The 20343-nt window shown below is 72.0% G+C and carries 23 protein-coding genes and 1 tRNA gene; 17 read left to right on the top strand and 7 right to left on the bottom strand.

Annotation, left to right across the window (positions count from 1 at the left end; translation table 11 throughout):
• Together recO and FHL79_RS04215 are read left to right on the top strand one after the other, a co-directional pair.
• On the top strand, window positions 1–747 hold the full coding sequence (gene recO / locus FHL79_RS04220) for a DNA repair protein RecO (protein ID WP_138757370.1): 747 nt from the start codon (window positions 1–3) through the stop codon (window positions 745–747).
• Complete coding sequence (locus tag FHL79_RS04215; protein ID WP_171058006.1) at window positions 744–1508, top strand: isoprenyl transferase; 765 nt, start codon at window positions 744–746, stop codon at window positions 1506–1508. The genes recO and FHL79_RS04215 overlap by 4 nt, the downstream gene beginning before the upstream one ends.
• Here the strand turns inward: FHL79_RS04215 and FHL79_RS04210 are convergent.
• Window positions 1484–1894 (bottom strand): Fur family transcriptional regulator, encoded by a 411-nt coding sequence (locus tag FHL79_RS04210; RefSeq protein WP_138757368.1) that lies wholly within the window; start codon window positions 1892–1894, stop codon window positions 1484–1486. The genes FHL79_RS04215 and FHL79_RS04210 overlap by 25 nt on opposite strands.
• A complete protein-coding gene (locus tag FHL79_RS04205; protein WP_218938317.1) occupies window positions 1894–2241 on the bottom strand; it encodes an ArsR/SmtB family transcription factor in 348 nt (115 codons plus the stop codon). The genes FHL79_RS04210 and FHL79_RS04205 overlap by 1 nt, the downstream gene beginning before the upstream one ends.
• A gap of 69 nt (window positions 2242–2310) precedes the next feature.
• On the opposite strand from FHL79_RS04205, the gene FHL79_RS24955 reads away from it, so the two are divergent.
• Genes FHL79_RS24955 through FHL79_RS04190 form a run of 4 tightly spaced genes read left to right on the top strand, consistent with a single transcriptional unit; the run spans window position 2311 to window position 5141 of the window.
• Window positions 2311–2586, top strand: a complete 276-nt coding sequence (locus tag FHL79_RS24955) for an antibiotic biosynthesis monooxygenase (protein WP_171058005.1) — start codon at window positions 2311–2313, stop codon at window positions 2584–2586.
• On the top strand, window positions 2583–3338 hold the full coding sequence (locus FHL79_RS04200; protein WP_171058004.1) for a sulfite exporter TauE/SafE family protein: 756 nt from the start codon (window positions 2583–2585) through the stop codon (window positions 3336–3338). Before FHL79_RS24955 ends, FHL79_RS04200 begins: the two co-directional genes overlap by 4 nt.
• Window positions 3339–3391: 53 nt before the next feature.
• Complete coding sequence (locus FHL79_RS04195) at window positions 3392–3682, top strand: hypothetical protein (RefSeq protein WP_138757365.1); 291 nt, start codon at window positions 3392–3394, stop codon at window positions 3680–3682.
• Between the two features lie 43 nt (window positions 3683–3725).
• Window positions 3726–5141, top strand: coding sequence for a glycine--tRNA ligase (locus FHL79_RS04190; protein WP_138757364.1), 1416 nt, complete (start codon window positions 3726–3728; stop codon window positions 5139–5141).
• Between the two features lie 70 nt (window positions 5142–5211).
• Here the strand turns inward: FHL79_RS04190 and FHL79_RS04185 are convergent, their stop codons facing one another.
• Window positions 5212–7347 carry a protein kinase domain-containing protein gene (locus tag FHL79_RS04185; RefSeq protein ID WP_138757363.1) on the bottom strand — a complete coding sequence of 712 codons (2136 nt, stop codon included), beginning with the start codon at window positions 7345–7347 and terminating at the stop codon, window positions 5212–5214.
• A gap of 187 nt (window positions 7348–7534) precedes the next feature.
• Here FHL79_RS04185 and dusB point away from each other — a divergent pair, with 187 nt between their 5' ends.
• The 6 genes from dusB to FHL79_RS04155 are packed head-to-tail and all read left to right on the top strand — an operon-like array spanning window position 7535 to window position 13725.
• A complete protein-coding gene (gene dusB / locus FHL79_RS04180) occupies window positions 7535–8692 on the top strand; it encodes a tRNA dihydrouridine synthase DusB (protein WP_138757362.1) in 1158 nt (385 codons plus the stop codon).
• A complete protein-coding gene (locus FHL79_RS04175; protein ID WP_138757361.1) occupies window positions 8689–9147 on the top strand; it encodes an Rv0361 family membrane protein in 459 nt (152 codons plus the stop codon). The genes dusB and FHL79_RS04175 overlap by 4 nt, the downstream gene beginning before the upstream one ends.
• 57 nt (window positions 9148–9204) lie before the next feature.
• Window positions 9205–9834, top strand: coding sequence for a YdcF family protein (locus FHL79_RS04170; protein WP_246080336.1), 630 nt, complete (start codon window positions 9205–9207; stop codon window positions 9832–9834).
• Between the two features lie 17 nt (window positions 9835–9851).
• The gene (locus tag FHL79_RS04165) at window positions 9852–10331 is read left to right on the top strand and encodes a hypothetical protein (RefSeq protein ID WP_138757360.1); all 480 of its coding nucleotides are present in this window, start codon (window positions 9852–9854) and stop codon (window positions 10329–10331) included.
• Window positions 10331–13156: a DNA primase gene (gene dnaG, locus FHL79_RS04160; protein WP_138757359.1), complete on the top strand. Its 2826-nt coding sequence runs from the start codon at window positions 10331–10333 to the stop codon at window positions 13154–13156. The genes FHL79_RS04165 and dnaG overlap by 1 nt, the downstream gene beginning before the upstream one ends.
• Window positions 13153–13725: a hypothetical protein gene (locus FHL79_RS04155; protein WP_138757358.1), complete on the top strand. Its 573-nt coding sequence runs from the start codon at window positions 13153–13155 to the stop codon at window positions 13723–13725. Before dnaG ends, FHL79_RS04155 begins: the two co-directional genes overlap by 4 nt.
• Window positions 13726–13742: 17 nt before the next feature.
• Here the strand turns inward: FHL79_RS04155 and FHL79_RS04150 are convergent, their stop codons facing one another.
• Entirely contained in the window at window positions 13743–13955 is a 213-nt protein-coding gene (locus tag FHL79_RS04150; RefSeq protein ID WP_138757357.1) for a hypothetical protein, read from the bottom strand.
• A gap of 133 nt (window positions 13956–14088) precedes the next feature.
• Here FHL79_RS04150 and FHL79_RS04145 point away from each other — a divergent pair.
• The 4 genes from FHL79_RS04145 to FHL79_RS04130 all read left to right on the top strand — a co-directional run bounded on the left by FHL79_RS04145 (window position 14089) and on the right by FHL79_RS04130 (window position 17320).
• Window positions 14089–14161 (top strand) — tRNA-Asn (locus FHL79_RS04145).
• Between the two features lie 79 nt (window positions 14162–14240).
• Window positions 14241–15476 carry a site-specific integrase gene (locus FHL79_RS04140; RefSeq protein WP_138757356.1) on the top strand — a complete coding sequence of 412 codons (1236 nt, stop codon included), beginning with the start codon at window positions 14241–14243 and terminating at the stop codon, window positions 15474–15476.
• 367 nt (window positions 15477–15843) lie between these two features.
• Window positions 15844–16284 carry a hypothetical protein gene (locus FHL79_RS04135; RefSeq protein ID WP_138757355.1) on the top strand — a complete coding sequence of 147 codons (441 nt, stop codon included), beginning with the start codon at window positions 15844–15846 and terminating at the stop codon, window positions 16282–16284.
• A gap of 82 nt (window positions 16285–16366) precedes the next feature.
• Window positions 16367–17320, top strand: coding sequence for a hypothetical protein (locus FHL79_RS04130; protein ID WP_138757354.1), 954 nt, complete (start codon window positions 16367–16369; stop codon window positions 17318–17320).
• A gap of 248 nt (window positions 17321–17568) precedes the next feature.
• Here FHL79_RS04130 and FHL79_RS04125 read toward each other — a convergent pair whose 3' ends face one another.
• Entirely contained in the window at window positions 17569–17916 is a 348-nt protein-coding gene (locus tag FHL79_RS04125; protein WP_138757353.1) for a hypothetical protein, read from the bottom strand.
• 165 nt (window positions 17917–18081) lie between these two features.
• Between FHL79_RS04125 and FHL79_RS04120 the strand changes: the two genes are divergently transcribed.
• On the top strand, window positions 18082–18843 hold the full coding sequence (locus FHL79_RS04120; protein WP_138757352.1) for a helix-turn-helix domain-containing protein: 762 nt from the start codon (window positions 18082–18084) through the stop codon (window positions 18841–18843).
• Between the two features lie 458 nt (window positions 18844–19301).
• Here FHL79_RS04120 and FHL79_RS04115 read toward each other — a convergent pair whose 3' ends face one another.
• Both FHL79_RS04115 and FHL79_RS04110 read right to left on the bottom strand, forming a co-directional pair.
• Window positions 19302–19496 (bottom strand): helix-turn-helix transcriptional regulator, encoded by a 195-nt coding sequence (locus tag FHL79_RS04115; RefSeq protein ID WP_218938316.1) that lies wholly within the window; start codon window positions 19494–19496, stop codon window positions 19302–19304.
• 143 nt (window positions 19497–19639) lie between these two features.
• A complete protein-coding gene (locus FHL79_RS04110) occupies window positions 19640–19822 on the bottom strand; it encodes a hypothetical protein (RefSeq protein WP_246080334.1) in 183 nt (60 codons plus the stop codon).
• Between the last annotated feature and the right edge of the window lie 521 nt (window positions 19823–20343).

Below are 20343 nucleotides of genomic sequence, written 5' to 3'. Positions count from 1 at the left end.
TTGTCCACGACCCCGCAGGCGCTCTACCGGGACGAGGGCATCGTCCTGCGCACCCAGAAGCTCGGCGAGGCCGACCGGATCGTCACCGTGCTGACCCGGCGCACCGGCAAGGTGCGCGCGGTGGCCAAGGGCGTGCGCCGGACCAAGAGCAAGTTCGGGGCGAGGCTGGAGCCGTTCAGCCACGTCGACCTGCAGCTCTACACCGGGCGCAACCTCGACATCGTCAGCCAGGCCGAGTCGATCCGCGCCTACGGGCCGGCCGTGGTCGGCGACTACCGCGCCTACACCGCCGGCACCGCGGTGCTGGAGACCGCCGACCGGCTGACGGCGGAGGAGAAGGAGCCGTCGCTGCGGATGTTCCTGCTCGTCATCGGGGCGCTCCGCACGCTGGCCGAGGGGCAGAAGCCGGCGCCGCTGGTGCTGGACGCGTTCCTGCTGCGGGCGATGTCGGTGGCCGGCTGGGAACCGGCCCTCGGCGACTGCGCGCGCTGCGGCGAGGCCGGTCCGCACCGGCACTTCTCCGTCCCGGCCGGGGGCACCGTGTGCCCGTCCTGCCGGCCCACCGGCTCGGCGATGCCGAGCCCGGTCACCATCGAACTCCTGGAGGCACTGTTGTCCGGCGACTGGGGGCAGGCCGAGGCCAGCCTCGCCATCAACCGCCGGGAGGGCAGCGGTCTGGTCGCCGCCCTGCTGCAGTGGCACCTGGAGCGCGGGCTGCGCTCGCTCCCGCTGGTGGACCGCACGTGAAGCGGGAGGTGAAGCAGCCGAACCCGCACCCGTCGGGGGCCACCCCGCCGCCGATCCCGGCCGACAAGGTGCCGCACCACGTCGCGATCGTGATGGACGGCAACGGCCGTTGGGCGAAGCAGCGCGGGCTGCCGCGCACCGCCGGGCACGAGGCGGGCGAGGCGTCGCTGTTCGACTGCGTCGAGGGTGCCATCGAGCTGGGCATCGGGGCGATCAGCGCCTACGCGTTCTCGACCGAGAACTGGCGGCGCAGCCCCGACGAGGTCCGCTTCCTGATGGGCTTCAACCGCGACGTCATCCGCCGGCGCCGGGACGAGATGCACGAGCTCGGGGTGCGGGTGCGCTGGGCCGGTCGCCGTCCCAGGCTCTGGCGCAGCGTGATCAAGGAGCTCGAGGTCGCCGAGGAGCTGACCCAGGACAACGACGTCCTGACCCTCACCATGTGCGTGAACTACGGCGGCCGGGCCGAGATCGCCGACGCGGCCGCAGCGATCGCGCGCGAGGTGGCCGCCGGCCGGATCAACCCGGACAAGGTCGACGAGAAGACCGTCGCCCGGTTCCTCGACGAGCCGGACATGCCCGACGTCGACCTGTTCGTGCGCAGCTCGGGGGAGAACCGGACCAGCAACTTCCTGCTCTGGCAGGCCGCCTACGCCGAACTGGTCTTCCTGGACACGCTGTGGCCGGACTTCGACCGCCGGCACCTGTGGCAGGCCTGCGAGGAGTACGCCTCGCGTCAGCGCAGGTTCGGCAGCGCCTGAGCGGACACGGCGCGGCACTGCGAGCAGGTGCCGACGATCTCCAAGGTGTGGCTGACGTCGGCGAAGCCGTGCTCGCCGGCGACCCGGTCGGCCCACGCCTCGACCGTCGGCCCGGCCACCTCGACGGTGCGACCGCACACCCGGCAGACCAGGTGGTGGTGGTGCTGGGTGCTGCACCGGCGGTAGAGCGCCTCGCCGGAGTCGGTGCGGATCGAGTCCAGCTCGCCGTCGTCGGCCAGCGCCTGGACGGCGCGGTAGACCGTCGACAGCCCCACCCCGTCGCCCGCCGTGCGCAGCCGGGCGTGCACCTCCTGGGCGCTGTGGAAGCCGTCCAGGTCGTCGAACACCGCGGCGACGGCGGCGCGCTGGCGCGTGGTGCGGGCCATCAGGCGGTCGCCCCGGTCGCCTCGACCGGCCGACCGTGGCCGGCGTGGTCGATCGCGTCCCGCACGATGTGCGCCACGTGCGCGTCGACCAGCCGGTAGTCGACCTGCCGGTGCCGGCGCTCCCCGGTGACCAACCCGGCCGCCCGCAGCACCCGCAGGTGCTGGGAGACCAGCGGCTGCGGCACGCCCAGGGCGTCGACCAGCTGGTGCACGCAGCGCGAGCCGTGCTCGTCGAGCAGCGTCACGATCGACAACCGCAACGGCGACGCGAGCGCGGTCAACAGCTCGCTGGCCGCCTGCACGTCGCTCGGGACGGTCCGCGACGGGGAGGTCACGGACGCCGGCATGGCACCATCGTCCGAGCGCATGAGAACCATTGTCAACCTCGCCGGGCGCCGGCGGAGGGGAGCCTGCCGGTGTTCGCCGTCACCCGCCTGCGTGTCCCGGCCGCCGACGTCCCGGCCGTCGTTGCCGCCGCCGCCGACCTGCTGGCCGCGCTGCGCGCCCGGCCCGGCTTCCGGGACGGCGAGCTGGGTCGCGCCGCCGAGGACCCCGAGCTGTTCGCGCTGCACACCGCCTGGGACGGCGTCGGGTCCTACCGCCGGGCGCTGTCGGCGGCCGAGGTCAAGATCGCCGGCGCGCCGGTGTGGCAGCACGCCCTCGACGAGCCCGGCGTCTACCTGCCCGGGTGACCCCGCTGCTGCTGGTCGCGGGCGGGGTCGTCGTCCTCGGCGCCAGCCTGCTCGGCGGCGTGACCGGCTTCGGCTTCTCGCTGGTGTGCACGCCGGTGCTGCTGCTGCTCGGCATGGAGCTGACCGACGTCGTCGTGGTCAACCTGGCGATCGGCCTGCTGACCCGGCTGGCGACCATCGCCCGGCTGCACCGGTCGGTGCACCGGCGCCGGGCCGCGGACCTGGTCGCCGGGTCGGTGCCCGGGCTGCTGATCGGCTACCTCGTGCGGGACGTGGTCGGCGGGGACGCGCTCAAGGTCACCGCCGGTGCCGTCGCCGTGGTGGTGGCCGGCTACCTGCTGCTGCGTCCCGCCGATCCCGTGGCCGCGGGCAGCGCCCGGGCGCCGCGGCTGGCTGCGGGCACGGCCGGCCTCCTCGGGGGCTTCCTGGGCATCACCACCTCGCTCAACGGCCCGCCGCCGGTCGTCCTGCTCGCCCGGCAGCAGGTGGCGCCCCGGCAGTTCGTGGCCGACCTGGCGGTGTACTTCATCGTCTGCAACGGGCTGGCGCTCGCGCTGATCGGGCTGGCCGGTGACGTCGAGGTCGGCCGGATCGGGGTGCTGCTGGCCTGCTGGCTGCCCGGTGGCCTGCTGGGCAACGCGCTGGGCAACAGCTGGGCCGCCCGGGTGCCGCAGGGCCCGTTCCGGCTGCTCACCCTGGGCCTGGTCGTGCTGACCGGGCTGGCCACCGTGGTCACCGCCCTCGTCGGATGACGCCCCGGGGGCCATCCTGTACTGCAGACGGGGGACCGAGCCGGGGAGGCCGGATGCCGGACGTGGACCGGGACGACCGGGCGGGCACCTCCGACGTCGACGTGCTCGTCTGGGGCACCGTGGGCGCCGGCGCCCTCGCCGCCGTCACCATGCTGGCCCTGCTGGTGTCCGGGCACGAGTCCAGCCGCGGCTTCCTCGCCGTGTTCGCCGTCCCGCTGCTGGCACTGGCGGTCGTCGCGGCCGGCCGTCGGCTCGCCGCCGACCGCGGGCCGGGCGCGGACGAGGCCCTCGACGGGCCGGGCCGGGACGACGGCGCTGCCGAGCCCGGCCGCCTCGGCGACTAACGTCGAGTGGTCAGCCGCCGACCGCCAGCCGGATGGAGCCTCCGTGCCCAGCGAGACCCCCGCCCCCACCCGTACCGCCGACCCGGCCCGCCTGGACAAGGTGGTCAACCTCTGCAAGCGCCGGGGTTTCGTCTTCCCGTCCGGTGAGATCTACGGCGGCACCCGATCGGCCTGGGACTACGGCCCGCTGGGCGTCGAGCTCAAGGAGAACATCAAGAAGCAGTGGTGGCGCACGGTCGTGCAGAGCCGGGACGACGTCGTCGGCCTGGACTCCTCGGTCATCCTGCCGCGCCAGGTGTGGGTCGCCTCCGGCCACGTCGGGGTCTTCACCGACCCGCTGACCGAGTGCCAGAACTGCCACAAGCGGTTCCGCGCCGACCACCTCGAGGAGGCCTACGAGGAGAAGAAGGGCCGGGCGCCGGAGAACGGCCTGGCCGACATCACCTGCCCGAACTGCGGCGTCACCGGGTCGTGGACCGAGCCGCGGGACTTCAACATGATGCTGAAGACCCACCTCGGCCCGGTCGAGGACGAGTCCGGCCTGCACTACCTGCGCCCGGAGACCGCCCAGGGCATCTTCGTCAGCTTCGCCAACGTGATGGGCGCCTCCCGGAAGAAGCCCCCGTTCGGCATCGGCCAGATCGGCAAGTCCTTCCGGAACGAGATCACCCCCGGCAACTTCATCTTCCGGACGCGTGAGTTCGAGCAGATGGAGATGGAGTTCTTCGTCCAGCCCGGCACGGACGCCGAGTGGCACCAGTACTGGATCGACGAGCGCACCCGCTGGTACACCGACCTGGGCATCGACCCGTCGAACCTGCGGCACTTCGAGCACCCGAAGGAGAAGCTGTCCCACTACTCGACGCGCACCGTCGACATCGAGTACCGGTTCGGCTTCCAGGGGTCGGAGTGGGGCGAGCTCGAGGGCATCGCCAACCGCACCGACTTCGACCTGAAGACCCACTCGGAGCACTCCGGCACCGACCTGTCGTACTTCGACCAGGCCTCCGGTGACCGCTGGACGCCGTACGTCATCGAGCCCGCGGCCGGGCTGACCCGCTCGCTGATGGCCTTCCTGGTCGAGGCCTACACCGAGGACGAGGCGCCCAACGCCAAGGGCGGCGTCGACACCCGCACCGTGCTGAAGCTGGACCCGCGGCTGGCGCCGGTGAAGGCCGCCGTCCTGCCGCTGTCCCGCAACGCCGACCTCTCGCCCAAGGCCCGGGACCTGGCCGCGGAGCTGCGGAAGAACTGGAACGTGGACTTCGACGACGCCGGTGCCATCGGCCGCCGCTACCGCCGGCAGGACGAGGTCGGCACGCCCTTCTGCCTGACCGTCGACTTCGACACCCTCACCGACGACGCGGTCACCGTGCGGGAGCGGGACTCGATGTCGCAGGAGCGCATCGGACTCGGCCAGGTCGTCTCCTACCTCGCCGCCCGCCTCCCGGGCTGCTGAGCGCGTCGTCCCTCCGACGCTCGTGCTCTGCTCACCATGGTGAGCAGAGCACGAGCGTCCTGGACGCCCCTCAGAGCGCGGCGGTGTCCAGCACCCGGACGGTGCCGTCGCCGAGGTTGGTGACGTAGGCCCGCCGGCCGTCGGGGGTGACCGAGACGCTGGACGGGCTGTCGCCGGTCGGGATCCGGGCCGTCACCCGGCCGGTGGCGGTCTCGACGACCTCCACCAGACCTGCCTCGACGTCGGCGGTGTAGAGGTGCACGCCGTCGGGGGCGTAGGTCACGTCCTGCGGGTTGTTCCCGAGGTCGACCGTCCGGACGACGGTGTGCGTCGCGGTGTCGATCATGGACAGGGTGTTGCTGTCGTAGTTGACGACGGAGAGCTGCCCGCCGTCCGGTGACAGCGCCAGGCTGTGCGGCGACACCCCGACCTCGATCGTCGCCAGCAGGGCGTGGCTGGCGGTGTCGAACGCCGTGACCACCCCGGACTCGTGGTCGGCGGTGTAGAACGTGCCGCCGTCCCGGCTGAAGACCACCCAGTGCGGGTTGGGTGGGGTGGTGAGCCGGTCGACGATCTCGCCGGTGGTGGTGTCGATGACCTCGACCCGGCCCTCGTCGTGGATCGGCACGTAGAGGAACCGGCCGTCCAGCGTGGTGGCGGGGGCGAACGGTCGCTTCCCGACCGGCACGGTGGTGCTGACCCGGTTGGTCGCGGTGTCGAGGAAGACGACCGCGTTGACGGTCTTGTCGTCGGTGTAGACGGTCACGTACGCGGTGCGCCCGTCGGGGGAGAAGGTGATGAACCGCGGTGGGGCGGCGTCGATCGGGATCTTCCCGGTCACCCGGTCCAGGGTGGTGTCCAGGACCGTGACGACCCGCTCGTCCCGGCTGGCGATGTAGGCGTACCGCCCGTTGGGGGCGACCTGCGCGTACCCCGGGGTGGGCCCCACGTCGATGGCCGCGCCGGCCGCCGGGATCGGCACGCTCGGTGAGACGACCGGGGCCGTCGGCGTCGGACTGGCCGGGGCGGACGGCGAGGTGGCCGACGTGCTCGTCCCGGCCGCCGCACCGTCCTGCGGGTCGTCGCCCCGGGTGGTCAGCGCCCAGGTGACCGCGAGGACGACGGCCAGCACCGCGGCGACCGCGCCGGCGACTGCGAGCGCCCGCCGGCGCGCAGGTCGTCCGCCCGACGCGCCGGCGCCGCCGGGACCGCCGCCGTCGCGGTGGTCGTCCGGCCCCGGCGTGGGGAGGCCGGCGCTCGCCACGGCGGTCGTCCGCTCCCCGGTCCGCTCCTCGGTCCGCTCCTCGGTCCGCTCCGCGGGACGCGGGTCGGTCGGGACGACCCGGCCGGCCGGCAGGACGGGCGGTGCCTGCGGCAGGGGCTCGGTGGTCCGCAGCGCCTCGCGGGCCGCTGCGGCCAGCTCGAGCGGTCCGGGGTACCGGTCCTCCCGGTCCTTGGCCAGCCCGCGGGCGACCACGGCGTCCAGCGCCGGCGGGATCCCGGGGACCAGCGAGCTCACCCGCGCCGGCGTCCCGTACAGGTGGGCGTGCATCAGGGCGGGCAGGTCGTCGCCGCGAAAGGGCCGGGTGTCGGTCAGGCACTCGTGCAGCAGGCAGGCGAGTGAGTAGACGTCGGCCCGCGCGTCGACCGGCAGGTTGGTGAACCGCTCCGGGGCCATGTAGTCCAGCGTCCCGACGGTCGCCCCGCTGACCGTCAGCGCCGTGCTGGTCGTGCCGATCTTGCGCGCGATGCCGAAGTCGACGACGTAGACGAAGTCACTCGGGGTGACCAGGACGTTGGTCGGCTTGACGTCCCGGTGCACCAGGCCGTCGGCGTGGGCGGCGGCGAGCGCCTCGGCGACCTGGCCGACCAGGTGGACCGCCCGTGCCGGGGGGAGTGGGCCGGTGCGCTCCAGCAGCCGGCCGACGTGCTCGCCGTCGACCAGCCGCATGTCGATGAACAGCCGGCCGTCGATCTCCCCGAAGTCGTGGATCGGGATGACGTGCGGCTCGCGCAGCCGGGCGGCCACCAGCTGCTCCCGCCGGAACCGGGACAGGTACTCCGCGTCGTCGGTGTACAGGTCGGGCAGCAGCTTGAGCGCCACCAGCCGTCCGCGTCGGGTGTCGCGGGCGCGGTAGACGTCGCCCATGCCGCCGCGGCCCAGCAGGTCCAGCAGCTCGTAGGGCCCGAACATGCGCGGCGTCATGCCGCCTCCCCGTCGTCGGCCGGGCGAGCGTAGGGCGGGGCCGCCGGTGGCGACCAGCCCCGCACTCGTGCGCGGGGAGCGCCACCGCAGACCGCAGTCACCCGGCTCTCCGGCGTCACCGGACCGGGACGGGGCGGGCCGGCCGACGTGAGCCCGGTCGCACAGCCGGGCCACCTACTCTGGACCTGTGACCAGCACCCTCGAGCGCGCGACGGCGCTGCCGCCGCTGCAGCTCGGCGGGCTGACCGTCGACCCGGCCGTCGTCCTCGCGCCGATGGCCGGCATCACCAACCCGGCGTTCCGCACGCTGTGCCGGGAGTTCGGCGCCGGCCTCTACGTCTGCGAGATGATCACCACCCGGGCGCTGGTCGAGCGCAACGCCAAGACGCTGCAGATGGTGCAGGCCGCCCCCGGCGAGGCCGACGCGTTCAGCGTGCAGCTCTACGGCGTCGACCCGGCCACCGTCGGTCGCGCGGTGCAGATGCTGGTCGACGAGGACGTGGCCGGCACCCGCCCGGCGCACATCGACCTGAACTTCGGCTGCCCGGTGCCCAAGGTGACCCGCAAGGGCGGCGGGTCGGCGCTGCCGTGGCGCCGGGTCCTGTTCGGCAACATCGTGCGGTCTGCGGTCCGGGCCGCCGGCGACGTCCCGGTGACGGTGAAGACCCGGATCGGCATCGACCCCGAGCACGTCACCTACCTCGACGCCGGCCGGATCGCCCAGGACGAGGGCGCCGCCGCGATCACCCTGCACGGCCGCACCGCCGACCAGCTCTACAGCGGAACCGCCGACTGGACGCCGATCGCCCGGCTGGTCGAGCACGTCGACATCCCGGTCCTCGGCAACGGTGACCTGTGGGAGGCCGACGACGCGCTGCGGATGGTGGCCCAGACCGGCTGCGCGGGCGTCGTCGTCGGCCGGGGCTGCCTGGGCCAGCCGTGGCTGTTCGGCGACCTCGCCGCCGCCTTCGCCGGGTCCCCGCGCCGCACGTTGCCCGGTTTCCGCGAGGTGGCCGCGATCATGCACCGGCACGCCACCTTGCTGGCCGCCGACCACGGTGAGCAGCACGGCTGCTCGGACTTCCGCAAGCACGTCGCCTGGTACCTCAAGGGCTTCTCGGTCGGTTCCGATGTGCGGCGTGCCCTGGCGATGGTGTCCGGCCTCGACGAGCTCGCCGAGCTGCTGGGCCGGATCCCCGACCAGCCGTACCCCACGGCGGTGCTCGGCGAGCCGCGCGGGCGCACCACCCCGCCGCGGCCGGTGTCCCTGCCCGAGGGCTGGCTGGCCGACCGCGACGACCCGCGCCCGCCGGCCGGTGCGGAGCTGCTGGTGGGTGGCGGATGACGCAGGGCCCGTTCCTGTACGACGACGACCCGATGCCGCTGCACACCGGCACCCCGCGCAACCGCAACGGCACGCTCATCGCACTGATCAGTGCCACGGTGCTCATCGCGGTGCTGATGGTGGGCGGCATGGTGCTGTTCAAGGGCACCGCCAGCGACCAGGCCGAGGAGGTGGCCGGGGTGTTCACCAAGGCGCTGGCCGCGGGGGACACCGAGACCGCCTACGGGCTGATCTGCGACTCCGAGCGCGGCCGGATCACCCCCGACCAGCTCGCCGGCGACTACCTGCAGCCCGGCACCCCGACCATCACCGGCTCCCGCGGTGAGCGCATCGACGACGAGCCGGTGCGCTACGTCCAGGTCCGCTGGGACGACGGCGGGAGCACCACGACGACCGAGCTCACCGTCGTCCCCGAGGGCGGCACCAAGGTCTGTGGCACCAGCACCGGGGGCTGACGGCTCGCCGTCCCCAGGCGTCGCACCGGCGTCGGTGCCGCGTGGTACCCATGACGCGTGGCAGTGGGGGCGGGGCGGCTGGTCGTCCGGGTGATCGGGGCAGCGGTGGCCGCGGTGCTGCTCATGGTCGTCGCCACGGCACTGGGCATCTGGTGGACGGCGCGGCAGGACTCCCGGCCGAGCGCCGACGCGATCGTGGTGCTGGGGTCCGCGCAGTACAACGGCGTCCCGTCGTCGATCTTCGAGGCGCGGCTCGAGCACGCGCTGGAGCTCTACCAGGACGGCGTCGCGCCGATGGTCGTCACCGTGGGCGGCAAGGCGACCGGTGACCAGTTCTCCGAGGCCGAGGCGGGCCGGGAGTACCTGGCCGAGGCCGGGGTGCCCGACGACGCGCTGCTGGCGGTGCAGGAGGGCGCAGACACCCTGGAGAGCATGCGCGCGGTGGCCACGCAGTTCGACGACCGGGGCTGGGACACCGCCGTCCTGGTCACCGACCCCTGGCACGCGATGCGCGCGGAGCGGATGGCCGAGGACGCCGGCATGGACGCCAGCAGCTCGCCGACCCGGCAGGGCCCCGCGGTGCAGACGCGCACCACGCAGTTCAGGTACATCCTCCGGGAGACGGCTGCCTACCTGCTCTACCGCGTGACCGGCGAGAGCGTCGCCGGCGCCCCGGGCATCGGCTGAGGCTGAGGAAGGACATCGTGCTGGAGCTGGGCAAGAGCGGGTCGCACGGCACCGGGAAGGGCAGCGTCCCGGTGCTGTCCGACGGTGCCGTGGTGGCCACGGTGCACGCCTTGAACTGGAAGGAGTCAGCGAGGGCGGAGGTGGGGGAGCGGTCGTGGGTGTTCGGCAAGGTCGGCCGTGAGCTGACCGGCCGGTGGGCCGTCGACCCCGAGGACGCCGCCCGGCTGCGGGCGCGGCAGACGTCCTACTGGAACGGCACCTGGACCATGGAGCTGGACGGCGTCGCGGTCACCGTCACGTCGGCCTCCCGCTGGAAGGGCACCCACCGGTACACCGTCGAGGGCCGGCAGGTGGCAGAGAGCGGCACGACCGGTTCCTGGAACCCACGGCCCACGCTGACCGCGGCCCCGGACCTGTCGCTGGACCACGCGGTGTTCCTGCTGTGGGTCGAGCTCGTCCTCGGCCGACGCTGGGCCGCGGCTGCGGCGGCCGTCTGATGGCCGGCCGGGGGCGGATCCGCGCCGCGGACATCGCGCTGGTCCGCGAGCGGTCCAAGATCGACGAGATCATCGGTGAGCACCTGCAGCTCAAGCGGGCCGGCGGCGGCAGCCTCAAGGGCCTGTGCCCGTTCCACGACGAGAAGTCGCCGTCGTTCAACGTCACCCCCTCGCGAAACCTGTTCCACTGCCTCGCGGGCGAGACCGGGGTGCTCACCGAGGACGGGACCATCCCGATCCGTGAGCTCGCCGGCAAGACGGTGCGTGTCCTCAACGGGGACGGCGGCTGGGTCGAGGCCCCGTTCAGGAGCTACGGCGTGCAGCGGCTGATGCGCATGACGCTCACCCGCAACGGGCGGACCAAGGTCGTCCACGCGACGGATGAGCACCGCTGGTTCGTCCCGTCCGGGGGGCTCCGGCAGCACCGCCGCGAGAAACTGACCAAGGACCTCCAGCCCGGCGACCGGCTCTCGCACTCGTTTCCCGCGACCCGAGTGCTCAACCCGGCGACCCGGCCGTCGCCGTTCGGCATCGCCCGTGGGCTCGTCTACGGCGACGGGACGCGGGCCGGTGCCGGCTCGATCGCCGTCCTGTACGGCGAGAAGGACGCCCAGCTGGCGCGCTACTTCGAGGGCTGCCGCAGCTGGACGGAGGAGCGCGGCACGCGCTACTACGGCCTCCCCGCCTACTTCAAGGACGAGCGCCCGTCGCTCGACGAGGACACCTCGTACCTGCTCGGCTGGCTCGCCGGGTACTTCGCGGCGGACGGCTGTGTCGCCGAGGACGGCGACGCGATCCTCAACTCCGCGGACATCGAGAACCTGGAGTACGTGCGCCGGCTCTGCACCCGGCTGGGGATCGGCACCTTCGGGATCGCCAAGCAGAACCGTGTGGGCATCGACGGCGTACCGAGCGACATCTACAACGTGCGCTTCATGACCAAGGGACTGCCGGAGTCGTTCTTCCTGATCGACCGGCACCGTGAGCGGTACCTCGCCAACGACAAGAAGTACGAGCGCAAGAACTGGGTCGTCCAGTCCGTGGAGTGGAGCGATCGGGTCGAGGAGGTCTTCTGCGCGGAGGTCCCCGGGACCCATGCCTTCACGCTCGAGGACAACCTGCTGACCGGCAACTGCTTCGGTTGTGGGGAAGGCGGCGACGTCATCGCCTTCATCCAGAAGATCGACCACCTGTCCTTCTCCGAGGCGGTCGAGCTGCTCGCCGGCCGGACCGGCGTCCAGCTGCAGTACGAGGACGACGGCGGCCGCGCCACCGCCGGGCCGAACCGCGCGCAGGCCGGCCAGCGCGCCCGGCTGGTCGCGGCTAACTCCGCGGCCGCGGAGTTCTACGCCGCGCAGCTGATGACCCCGGATGCCGCCCCGGCGCGCTCGTTCCTCGCCGAGCGCGGCTTCGACCGCCAGGTGGCGCTGGACTTCAGCTGCGGATACGCCCCCGGCGGCTGGGACACCCTGACCCGGCACCTGCGCGGCCTCGGCTACACCCAGGAGGAGCTGGTCACCGGCGGGCTGGCGAAGGAGTCCTCCCGGGGCACCCTCATCGACCGGTTCCACCGCCGGCTGCTGTGGCCCATCCGCGACCTCACCGGCGACGTCATCGGCTTCGGCGCCCGCAAGCTGATGGACGACGACCAGGGCCCCAAGTACCTGAACACCCCCGAGACGCCGCTGTACAAGAAGAGCACCGTCCTCTACGGCGTCGAGCGGGCCAAGCGGGACATCGCCCGCAGCCACCAGGCGGTCGTCGTCGAGGGCTACACCGACGTGATGGCCTGCCACGTGGCCGGCGTGACCACCGCGGTCGCCTCCTGCGGCACCGCGTTCGGCGCCGAGCACATCAACGTGCTGCGCCGGTTGCTGATGGACCAGGACGAGTTCCGCGGTGAGGTGATCTACACCTTCGACGGCGACGCGGCCGGCCAGGCGGCGGCGATGAAGTCGTTCAAGGAGGACCAGCGCTTCGTCGCGCAGACCTTCGTCGCCGTCGAGCAGGAAGGTCGCGACCCCTGCGAGCTCCGCCAGGCGCACGGGGACGCCGCCGTGCGGGACCTGATCGCCCGGCGCACCCCGCTGATCGAGTTCGTCCTGCGGACGACGCTCGACGGCTACGACCTGGACACCGTCGAGGGCCGGGTCGCCGCCCTGGACAAGACCGCCCCGCTGCTGGCCCAGATCAAGGACCACGCGCTCCGCCCCGCGTACGCCCGCCGGCTGGCCGGCCTGCTCGGCCTGCCCGACGAGGCCGACGTCGTCGCCAAGGTCCGACAGCTCTCCGGCGAGAGCGGGCAGGAACGGCCCCGCTCCCGGCCCCGGACGCCGCAGCGCTCGCCGGAGGACGCCGCGCTCGAGGTCGAACGCGAGGCGGTCAAGGCGGCGCTGCAGTGCCCGGAGATCGCCGGACCGGACTTCGACGCCGTCGCACCGGGGTCGTACACCGACCCGGACTACGCGGCGGTGGCTGCCGCGGTCGCCGGGGCCGGGGGAGCGGCCGGCGCGACGACGTCCGGGCCCGCCTGGCTCGAGGAGGTGTCGGCGCATGTCGACCGGGACTCGGCGAAGGCGATGCTGACCGCCCTGGCGGTAGAGCCGATGCACAGCGTCGGGGAGAACGACCCCGGCTACGTCAACGCGCTGATGGCCCGGCTCCAGCTGATGGCGACCGACCGCGAGGTGGTGGCGGTGAAGGGCAAGCTGCAGCGGACCAACCCGGTCGAGGCCCAGGACGAGTACATGAAGGCCTTCAAAAAGCTCATCGACCTGGAGCAGCTGGCCAGGTCGCTGCGGGCGCGGGCGGCCGGCGGGCTGTGAGCCTCGTCGAGCGGGTCCGCGCCCGGTTCACCCGACCGCCCGAGGCGGTCCGGGCGGTGGTGGCGGCCGACGCCGACGAGCGGGTGCTCGCCTGGGGTGAGCGGGTCGACGGCGGCTGGACGGTGGCGACGTCGCGCGGGCTGCGCGTCGTCCCGGCCGAACTGGACCTCACCGCGGTCGCCGAGGTGCCGGTGCTGCCGTGGCACGAGATCGGCACGGCGCGGTGGACGGCGGCCGGCGGTGGAGGCACGTTCCTCGTGACACCGCTGACGGAGGTCGAGCCGGGCGTCCAGGCGCGGCTGGCGCCGCAGCGGCACGTGCTGCGCGAGGCCGGGGAGCTCCCGGGGGTGCTGAAGAAGCGGGTGGACCTGACGGTGGTCACCAGTCAGCGGCACCCGCTGCCCACCGGGGGTGCGGTGCTGCTGGTGGCGCGCCGGGTGCCTGGTCAGGCGGCTCGGGAGTGGACCGTCGTGTTCGACGATGACGCGGACCGGGACGACCCGGTCGCCCGCGAGATCGCCCGGGAACGGCTGGCCGCGGCGGTGGCCGCCGACGACCCCACCCGCTGAGCGGGTGGGGTCGAGGGTCAGCGGCCGGCGGTCTCGTTCCCGATGCGGTTCTTCACGGAGCTGACGGCGGCGTCGGCCCGAGCCTGGGCCATGCCCGCGGCGCTCTGCAGGCGCGGGTCGTCCTTGGCGTGCTGGTAGGCGCGGCGGATCTGCTCGTACCGCTCGCGGCCCGCCCGGGCGCCGAGGACGTAGCCGGCGCCGAAGCCGGCGATGAAGGACAGCTTGGCCACGAGGGACCTCCTGGGTTCGGGGGAATGATCACGGTACCGGCCGGTCCCGCATCCGACCCGCCGAGCGCCCCACCCGCCACCGCCCGCGCCAGGTGAGGTAATCTGGACGAGCGCACGGGCCACCACCCGTCGTTCCCTCGTAGCTCAATTGGCAGAGCATGCGACTGTTAATCGCAGGGTTATAGGTTCAAGTCCTATCGAGGGAGCTCTGACCAGGGCTTATAGCTCTGGAGCAAAAATCCAGGCATCATCTACTCATCGGAAACCGATGAGGGCAGGTGCCGCATGGGACGACCACCGCTGCCGGTGGGCACGTTCGGCAAGATCGGCTTCCTGCTGCTGCCCAGCGGTGAGATCCAGGCCCGCGCCCGCTTCCGGGACTTCGACGGCCGCACCCGGCTGGTCTCCAAGACCGGCGTCAGTCGCGCCGCCGCCGAGCGGGCGCTGAAGACCGAGCTGGCCGCACGCCGCGGCCCTGGTGGCGCCGGGATCATCACCGCCAGCTCCCGGGTGTCCGCGCTCATCGAGGCATGGCTGGGCACCGACCACGGCTGGTCCACCGGCACCGAACGCACCTACCGCTCGGTCATCCGAACCTCGGTGCTGCCCGCCTTCGGCCAACTGACCCTGCAAGAGGTCACCCCCGGCCGGGTCGGCCGAGCGCTCACCGCAATCGCGAAGGCCAGCGGGCCCGGTGCGGCCAAGACCGCCCGCGCCTGCCTGTCCGGGATGTTCTCCCAGGCGATCGACGACGGCGCCATCACCGCCAACCCCGTTCGCGACGCGACCGTCCGGATCGACACCACCGCCAAGAAGGCACCACGGGCGCTGACCGCCGAGCAGACCACCCGGCTAGTCGAGCTGTTGCACGCCAGCCCGCGCGCGGCCGAGCTGGATCTCGTCGACATCGTCGACTGGATGCTCGCCACCGGCGCCCGGATCGGTGAAGCGGTGGCGCTGCGGACGGGGGAGACCGCCGGCCGGCCGCTGCTGGATCTGGACGCCGGCACCTGGGAGGTCAACGCGACCGCGGTGCGGGTGCCCAAGCGGGGGATGGTCGTGCAGCCGCGGACCAAGACCGCCGCGGGCTGGCGGATCATCGCGCTGCCGGAGTTCGCGGTCGAGATGGTGCGCCGCCGGCTTGCGTCACCCCACCGGCCGGACACCGAACTGGTGTTCCCGGCGCCGGTAGCCGGCACGCTGCGCGACCCCAACAGCGTCTCCGGCGACCTGCGCCAGCTGCTGGACGGCTTCGAGTGCGAGGTCTGCGGCGGAACGGGCTTCCAACCGGCGACGCCCACGTCGGCGACCGGCCGGCCGGTTCGCTGCGGCGAGGGACCGTGGTCCTGGGTCACCTCGCACACCTTCCGCAAGACCGTCGCCACCCGGCTGGACGAAGCCGGCTTCACCCCGCGGCAGGTCGCCGACCAGCTCGGCCATGCCAATCCCTCGATGACCCTGGACGTCTACTTCGGCCGCCAGGTGGTCAGCGCCGAAGCCGCCCGGGTACTTGGGCGGTGACTGAGTCGCCTCCCTAGGCGGGCAGGGGACCCGGTCGACCCAACTGGTGCGCGACCGCAACGTTTGCTCCGCAGCTGCAGGATCCGGCAGGGCCTCGGGTGTCCCAGAGCAGCCCATTAGCGGTGCCAAGCGCCGTCCGGCAGTGATGTCACGGGGCGCCGCCCGCTCCATCCCTCTGCCTGCCCAGGACCGAGATCCAGGGATTGCGGGTATCCCCACGGCCAACTATGGTCGATGACCGGAAGGCATGGAGAATGGGTATACAGATGGCCGAGACATGCTTCATCTGAAGCTCGGGCCCAAGCGGGCCGTGCCGCCCAGCGCTGGGGACCCTCTGAACCGCGCGTGGGTGGGCTGGGAGCCTGGCATGGACCCGCAGGCGGTGTACGAGCAGAACCGGGGGATCTGGGTGCTCGGGGCGCGGGCGGACCGCGAGCGGTACGCGATCTTCAGCGACACGACAAAGGGGCTCATTCGCTGCGTCGTCGAGATCACCGACATCGAGAACGCCGGCGCGAAGCGGGCCATCGTGGGTGACGTCCTGGCTCCCGGTCACCCCGTCCACGACGCGCTCATCGGCAAGCAGGCGCCCGACAACTTCCGGAACCCGGTGACCTATCCGCCGGACCCGGGCGCCTCCCTGACGTGCGCGTGCGGCTGCGGCGCCTCGGTGAGCGGGCGCAGCCAGTTCCTCGCAGGCCACGACCAACGGGCTGTCCACTCCCGGATCGCCTCCCGATGGGGAGGCGCGTTGGCGTTCATCGAGTGGTTCGACAGCACCTACGGGCGGCCCGGCGCAAGCACCTAGTTGCCCCTGCCCAGCGCCAGGCACCACCACAGCGAGCCGAGATCGGTTCCAGCCAGCATCCGACACGATCGAAGGAGGCCGCATGCAGACGCACGACACCGGTGAGCATGGTCCGCAACCGGCCGCCAGTAAGGATTCGACCGCACCTGGGTCGCGCCCGACGTACCGCCCGCTACCGGCGGAGGTCTACGAGGCCCTCGGCCCGTACAACTACGGCCTGGTCGATCCGCGCCCCGGCGTCCGAGACCCGCTGTTCTACATCGGCCGGGGGCGCCGTCAGCGCGTGCTCGCGCACGTCTGGACCGCACAGATGCTCCAAGACGACCTGACGGCGGCCTACGCGTTCCCCGGGGTGATGGACGCCGAAGTCGTGCGGGAGGAGGTCGAGGCAGCCGAAGGCGATGTCGAACTAGACAAGCTCGAACGCATCCGCGCCATCCACGACGCAGGCTTCCGGGTGCGGCATGTCCTGCTGGGCTGGCTCGGCGCCGACGTCGAGGAACAACTCGACATTGAGTCCGTCAGCGCACACACCGAAAGCATCGCGATCAACGTCCGGATCCTCGCTGCGACCGCTGACCCGTATGCCTCCCTCGCCGACGCGGGCCTGACGAACCTCGTCCGAGGGGCACACAGTCAGATGGTGGACCTCGACGACCTCGTCCTGGCCCTGGCGGCACCGGCTATCGGCCAGCTCGATGACGACTTCGCTGTGGTCGTCATCAACAAGAAGTTCGACCCGCGCATGAGCGACGCCGAGCTCATGGACGCCTTGTCGGGCATTTGGATGGCTGGGGCGACGGCTCGGGCCAATCCGAACCTCAAGATCCTGGCGGTGGCGGGGAACATCGTTCGGGCCGCAGTGCGGGCCATTGACTGGGAGGAGGTCGAGCCGCGGTTCTGGCGCTTCACCCCCGTGCCTGACGCAGCGCTGACGCACCTCGTCAAGACGCGGGTGGACCCCCGCGCCTTCGGGTACGACCGCTGGCCCGACAACGGCTGGCTGCCGCAGCTGACCCGCCGACTCGCCCCCTAGGGTGGCGGTGGCCGAGATCGCCATGGAAGCAGCCGCTCGGAGCCGCTGTGGCCGCGTCGATCTCCTCGGCTGAGATGGGATTCCATTGCTCGTCGACGTCAGCGATTGGCCGGTCAAGAGCGGCCGGGCGCAGCGCAGGAGCCGTTGCCGCTGCGACGTCCGCCGCCTCCCACTGCCCGCTGTCTGCGCGGTGGAGGCGGCTACCGCCGAGGACGCCGTAGTCGATGCCCCCTTCGAGGCCTTCGGGGTCACAAGGAACCCCGACTGCTCCGTCGAGGAGAGCTGACGGGGAGTGTCCCTGTCGTGCCGAGGGGGTGCGGCGGGATGCCGTCAATGTGGCCCGGGCGCCGCGCCGACTCCACAACGATGGGGTCCGCCGTGTTCGTCCTGACCAGAACTTGGCCGTTGGTAGGGCGGGACAGTCTCACCTTGATCCAGTGGGCGAATGGAGACACGACCTCGATCAAGACCTTGGCGTGATCGCTGAACTCCTGAACCGCTGCCACCGTCCGACCGAACTCGGGCGCCATCTGCTCGGCGGTGTCGGCGAAGACACGGACGTTCTCGAGGCGGTCGGTCATGAACTGGCGCTTCATGTGAGGCTCCCTCTTAGAGCGTGAGCGCGACGAACTCGTGCTGTCGCGAAGACGCGTCGTGGTATGTTTAACATGGTCTCCGTGTTGTGAAACGAAGACTACACACATCACAAGGGGCCTGTGCAAGTGAAATCTGGATCCGGCTCGGCGGTGGCCTTCGGCCGAGTGCTGCAGGCAGTCCGCAAGCGCTCGGCGAAGAACCAAGCCGATGTCGCCAACTCCTTCGACCCGAAGCTCTCCGTGGCCGCTGTCTCGATGGCCGAGAGCGGCAACCGTCCGCCCAAGAGCGAGGTGATGGTCCGCGGCTACGCGGTCGCCCTGGAAGTCGACGAGGATGCGCTGCTCGAGTTCTGGTGGGCGATGCAGGGGATGATCGCGATCGACTGGTGGGGCGAGAAGCTCCCGGTCCCGCAATGGTGGCGCGAGTCAGCCGCAAGTCCGCAGGCGGAAATCGAGTATCAGCGAGCCGTTGCCGCAGCCGCGACGGAGTGGACTCCAAACGCCGACTGGTACGCGCCTCCGCTGGAGTTGTTCGCGTTCGCCGAGGCGATCTGTGCGATCTTGGTGCGCCTGCTGGGCGCCTCTTGGAAGGTGGGGCGCGAACGCGAGATTGGCCTCCGGGACCCGGTCGACGGGCGCCCTGCGGAGGTCATCATCGAACTGCGGGCAGGAGCTCCGGGGGAGGACGGCGCGAACGCGTACCACGAGGTGATGGCCAGGTTCGCCTGCCCGGAACCCGTGGCCCGACCTGTCCCTCCCGAGCCGACGGAGAGGCCCAACACCGACATCATGTCTCCCGACGTCGCATGGATCCTTTTGTCGGTCGAGGCGATGTCTGCCCGCGAACGAGCAGCGGTCGCCGGATTCATCCGTGGACTGAGGGAGGGAGCCAGCATTTTCTCAGAGGTCTCTCCGCCCCCTGCCTAGATGCCGCAGCGGGTCGAGGCGTGAGAGCTTCGGCCGGAGCTGCACCGGCCAACACTGTGGCCAGCGCCTGGGCTCGGTGGTAGGGCTCGGTGATGGTGCAGGCGACTTGTTCGGCGGCATTGGCCTGGCCGGCGTCAGCCAGCGCCTGAGCGACGGCCGTCAGCTCCGGGGCTTGCCCTGAGGTGTTTTGAACGGCCCGGGCCACGTGCTCAGCCGCGGCGGCAAGCTGTCCGGCCCGGTCGACCTGGCCGGTGTCGACCAACTTCTGCGCGACGGCTATCAACGCCTCGGCCTTCAAGGACGGGCATCGTGCGCGACGCGAAGGCGGCCGAGGGACGCAGGACCTGGCGGGTAGCGGTCCACGGGTCACCCATCCGGAGGGCAGCTGGGTGACCTATGGCAGCCCAGCTGACAGTGGCCGCTGCAGGCGGTGATGGGCCGGTGACGACTCGGTTGGCTCAGCGGTTGCCGTCCAACGCCGCGGCAACCTTGGCCTCCCACCACCGGTCGCACTCTGCCTCGTCGTAGAGCACCCGGCGGCCGGCTTTGACCCCGGTCGGGCCGATGCCAACGTGGCGCCAGTAGCGCACGGTCGCCGGGCTGGTGCGGAACCGCGCGGCCACCTCCTCGGTGGTCAGCAGGCGGATGGCCATGACATCTCCTCAGGAGGACGACGGCTAGAGCTGGTCACTCCGAGGAGGCGCTGGCGTTGTGCGGTTGCTGCCAACAGCGTTGGGGTGACATCCAGCTGGTCGACGTCACCCCGGGCTGACTGGCACGTCACCCCGGCGTCGGGTCAGCGCGGGCGGAGAGATGTAAGGCTGCGGATGTAGAGCCGGCGGGTCATCGAGACGCCGACCGCGGTCAGTGCGACGGACAGCTCGTCCAGGTCCCGGTTGTAGATGCGGCCGGTGTCGAGCTGGGTGATGAGCTCAGCGAGCAGGCGGGCCCAGTCGTGGCGGGTCGGTGAGATGGGCACTGGGGTGTCCACGCGTCGTTCGACGACCTGGACTGCCGAGCGTCCCGATGCAGCAGCGCGAGCCTGCTCCCAGGCGCGCTGTCGGCACGACGCAGAGCACCACTTCGGGAGCCGCCCCGTCGCCTTGACGGTGATCGGGCCCCCGCACCAACCGCACGTCGATGCAGCGCGCCTCCGGGCATGGGCAGCAGACTCGACCGCGTTCGTTGGGTCTGCTCCCGGAGCACCGGCCTGTGAAGCGTTGGGCCGCCGCGCCTGCAGCCTCGTCGCTCGGCGCTGCGCCTCGATTCGCATGGATGCATTCCGGCGTCTGCTCACGTCGTCGACGGTCCGGACGAACGTCCTAGCCAACGTCACCCCGAACCGTCACGACGCAACGACAGGCCTGGGTGCAGGAGGTGTGTCGGATGGTTCGATCTTGGCCTGTTCCTGGATCGTGCGGTTCGCGAGCCTAGGCGGCCTGGTGGAGGTGGCGGAGTCGTTGCTGGCATCCCTGGCTGCTGCGCCGAGGACAGGTCCGG

Origin of the sequence: Modestobacter altitudinis (assembly GCF_005930475.1) — a bacterium.
GTDB lineage: Bacteria > Actinomycetota > Actinomycetes > Mycobacteriales > Geodermatophilaceae > Modestobacter > Modestobacter altitudinis.
The sequence above is the reverse complement of the archived record's forward strand: the minus strand, read 5'-3'. Positions and strand labels throughout refer to the sequence as shown.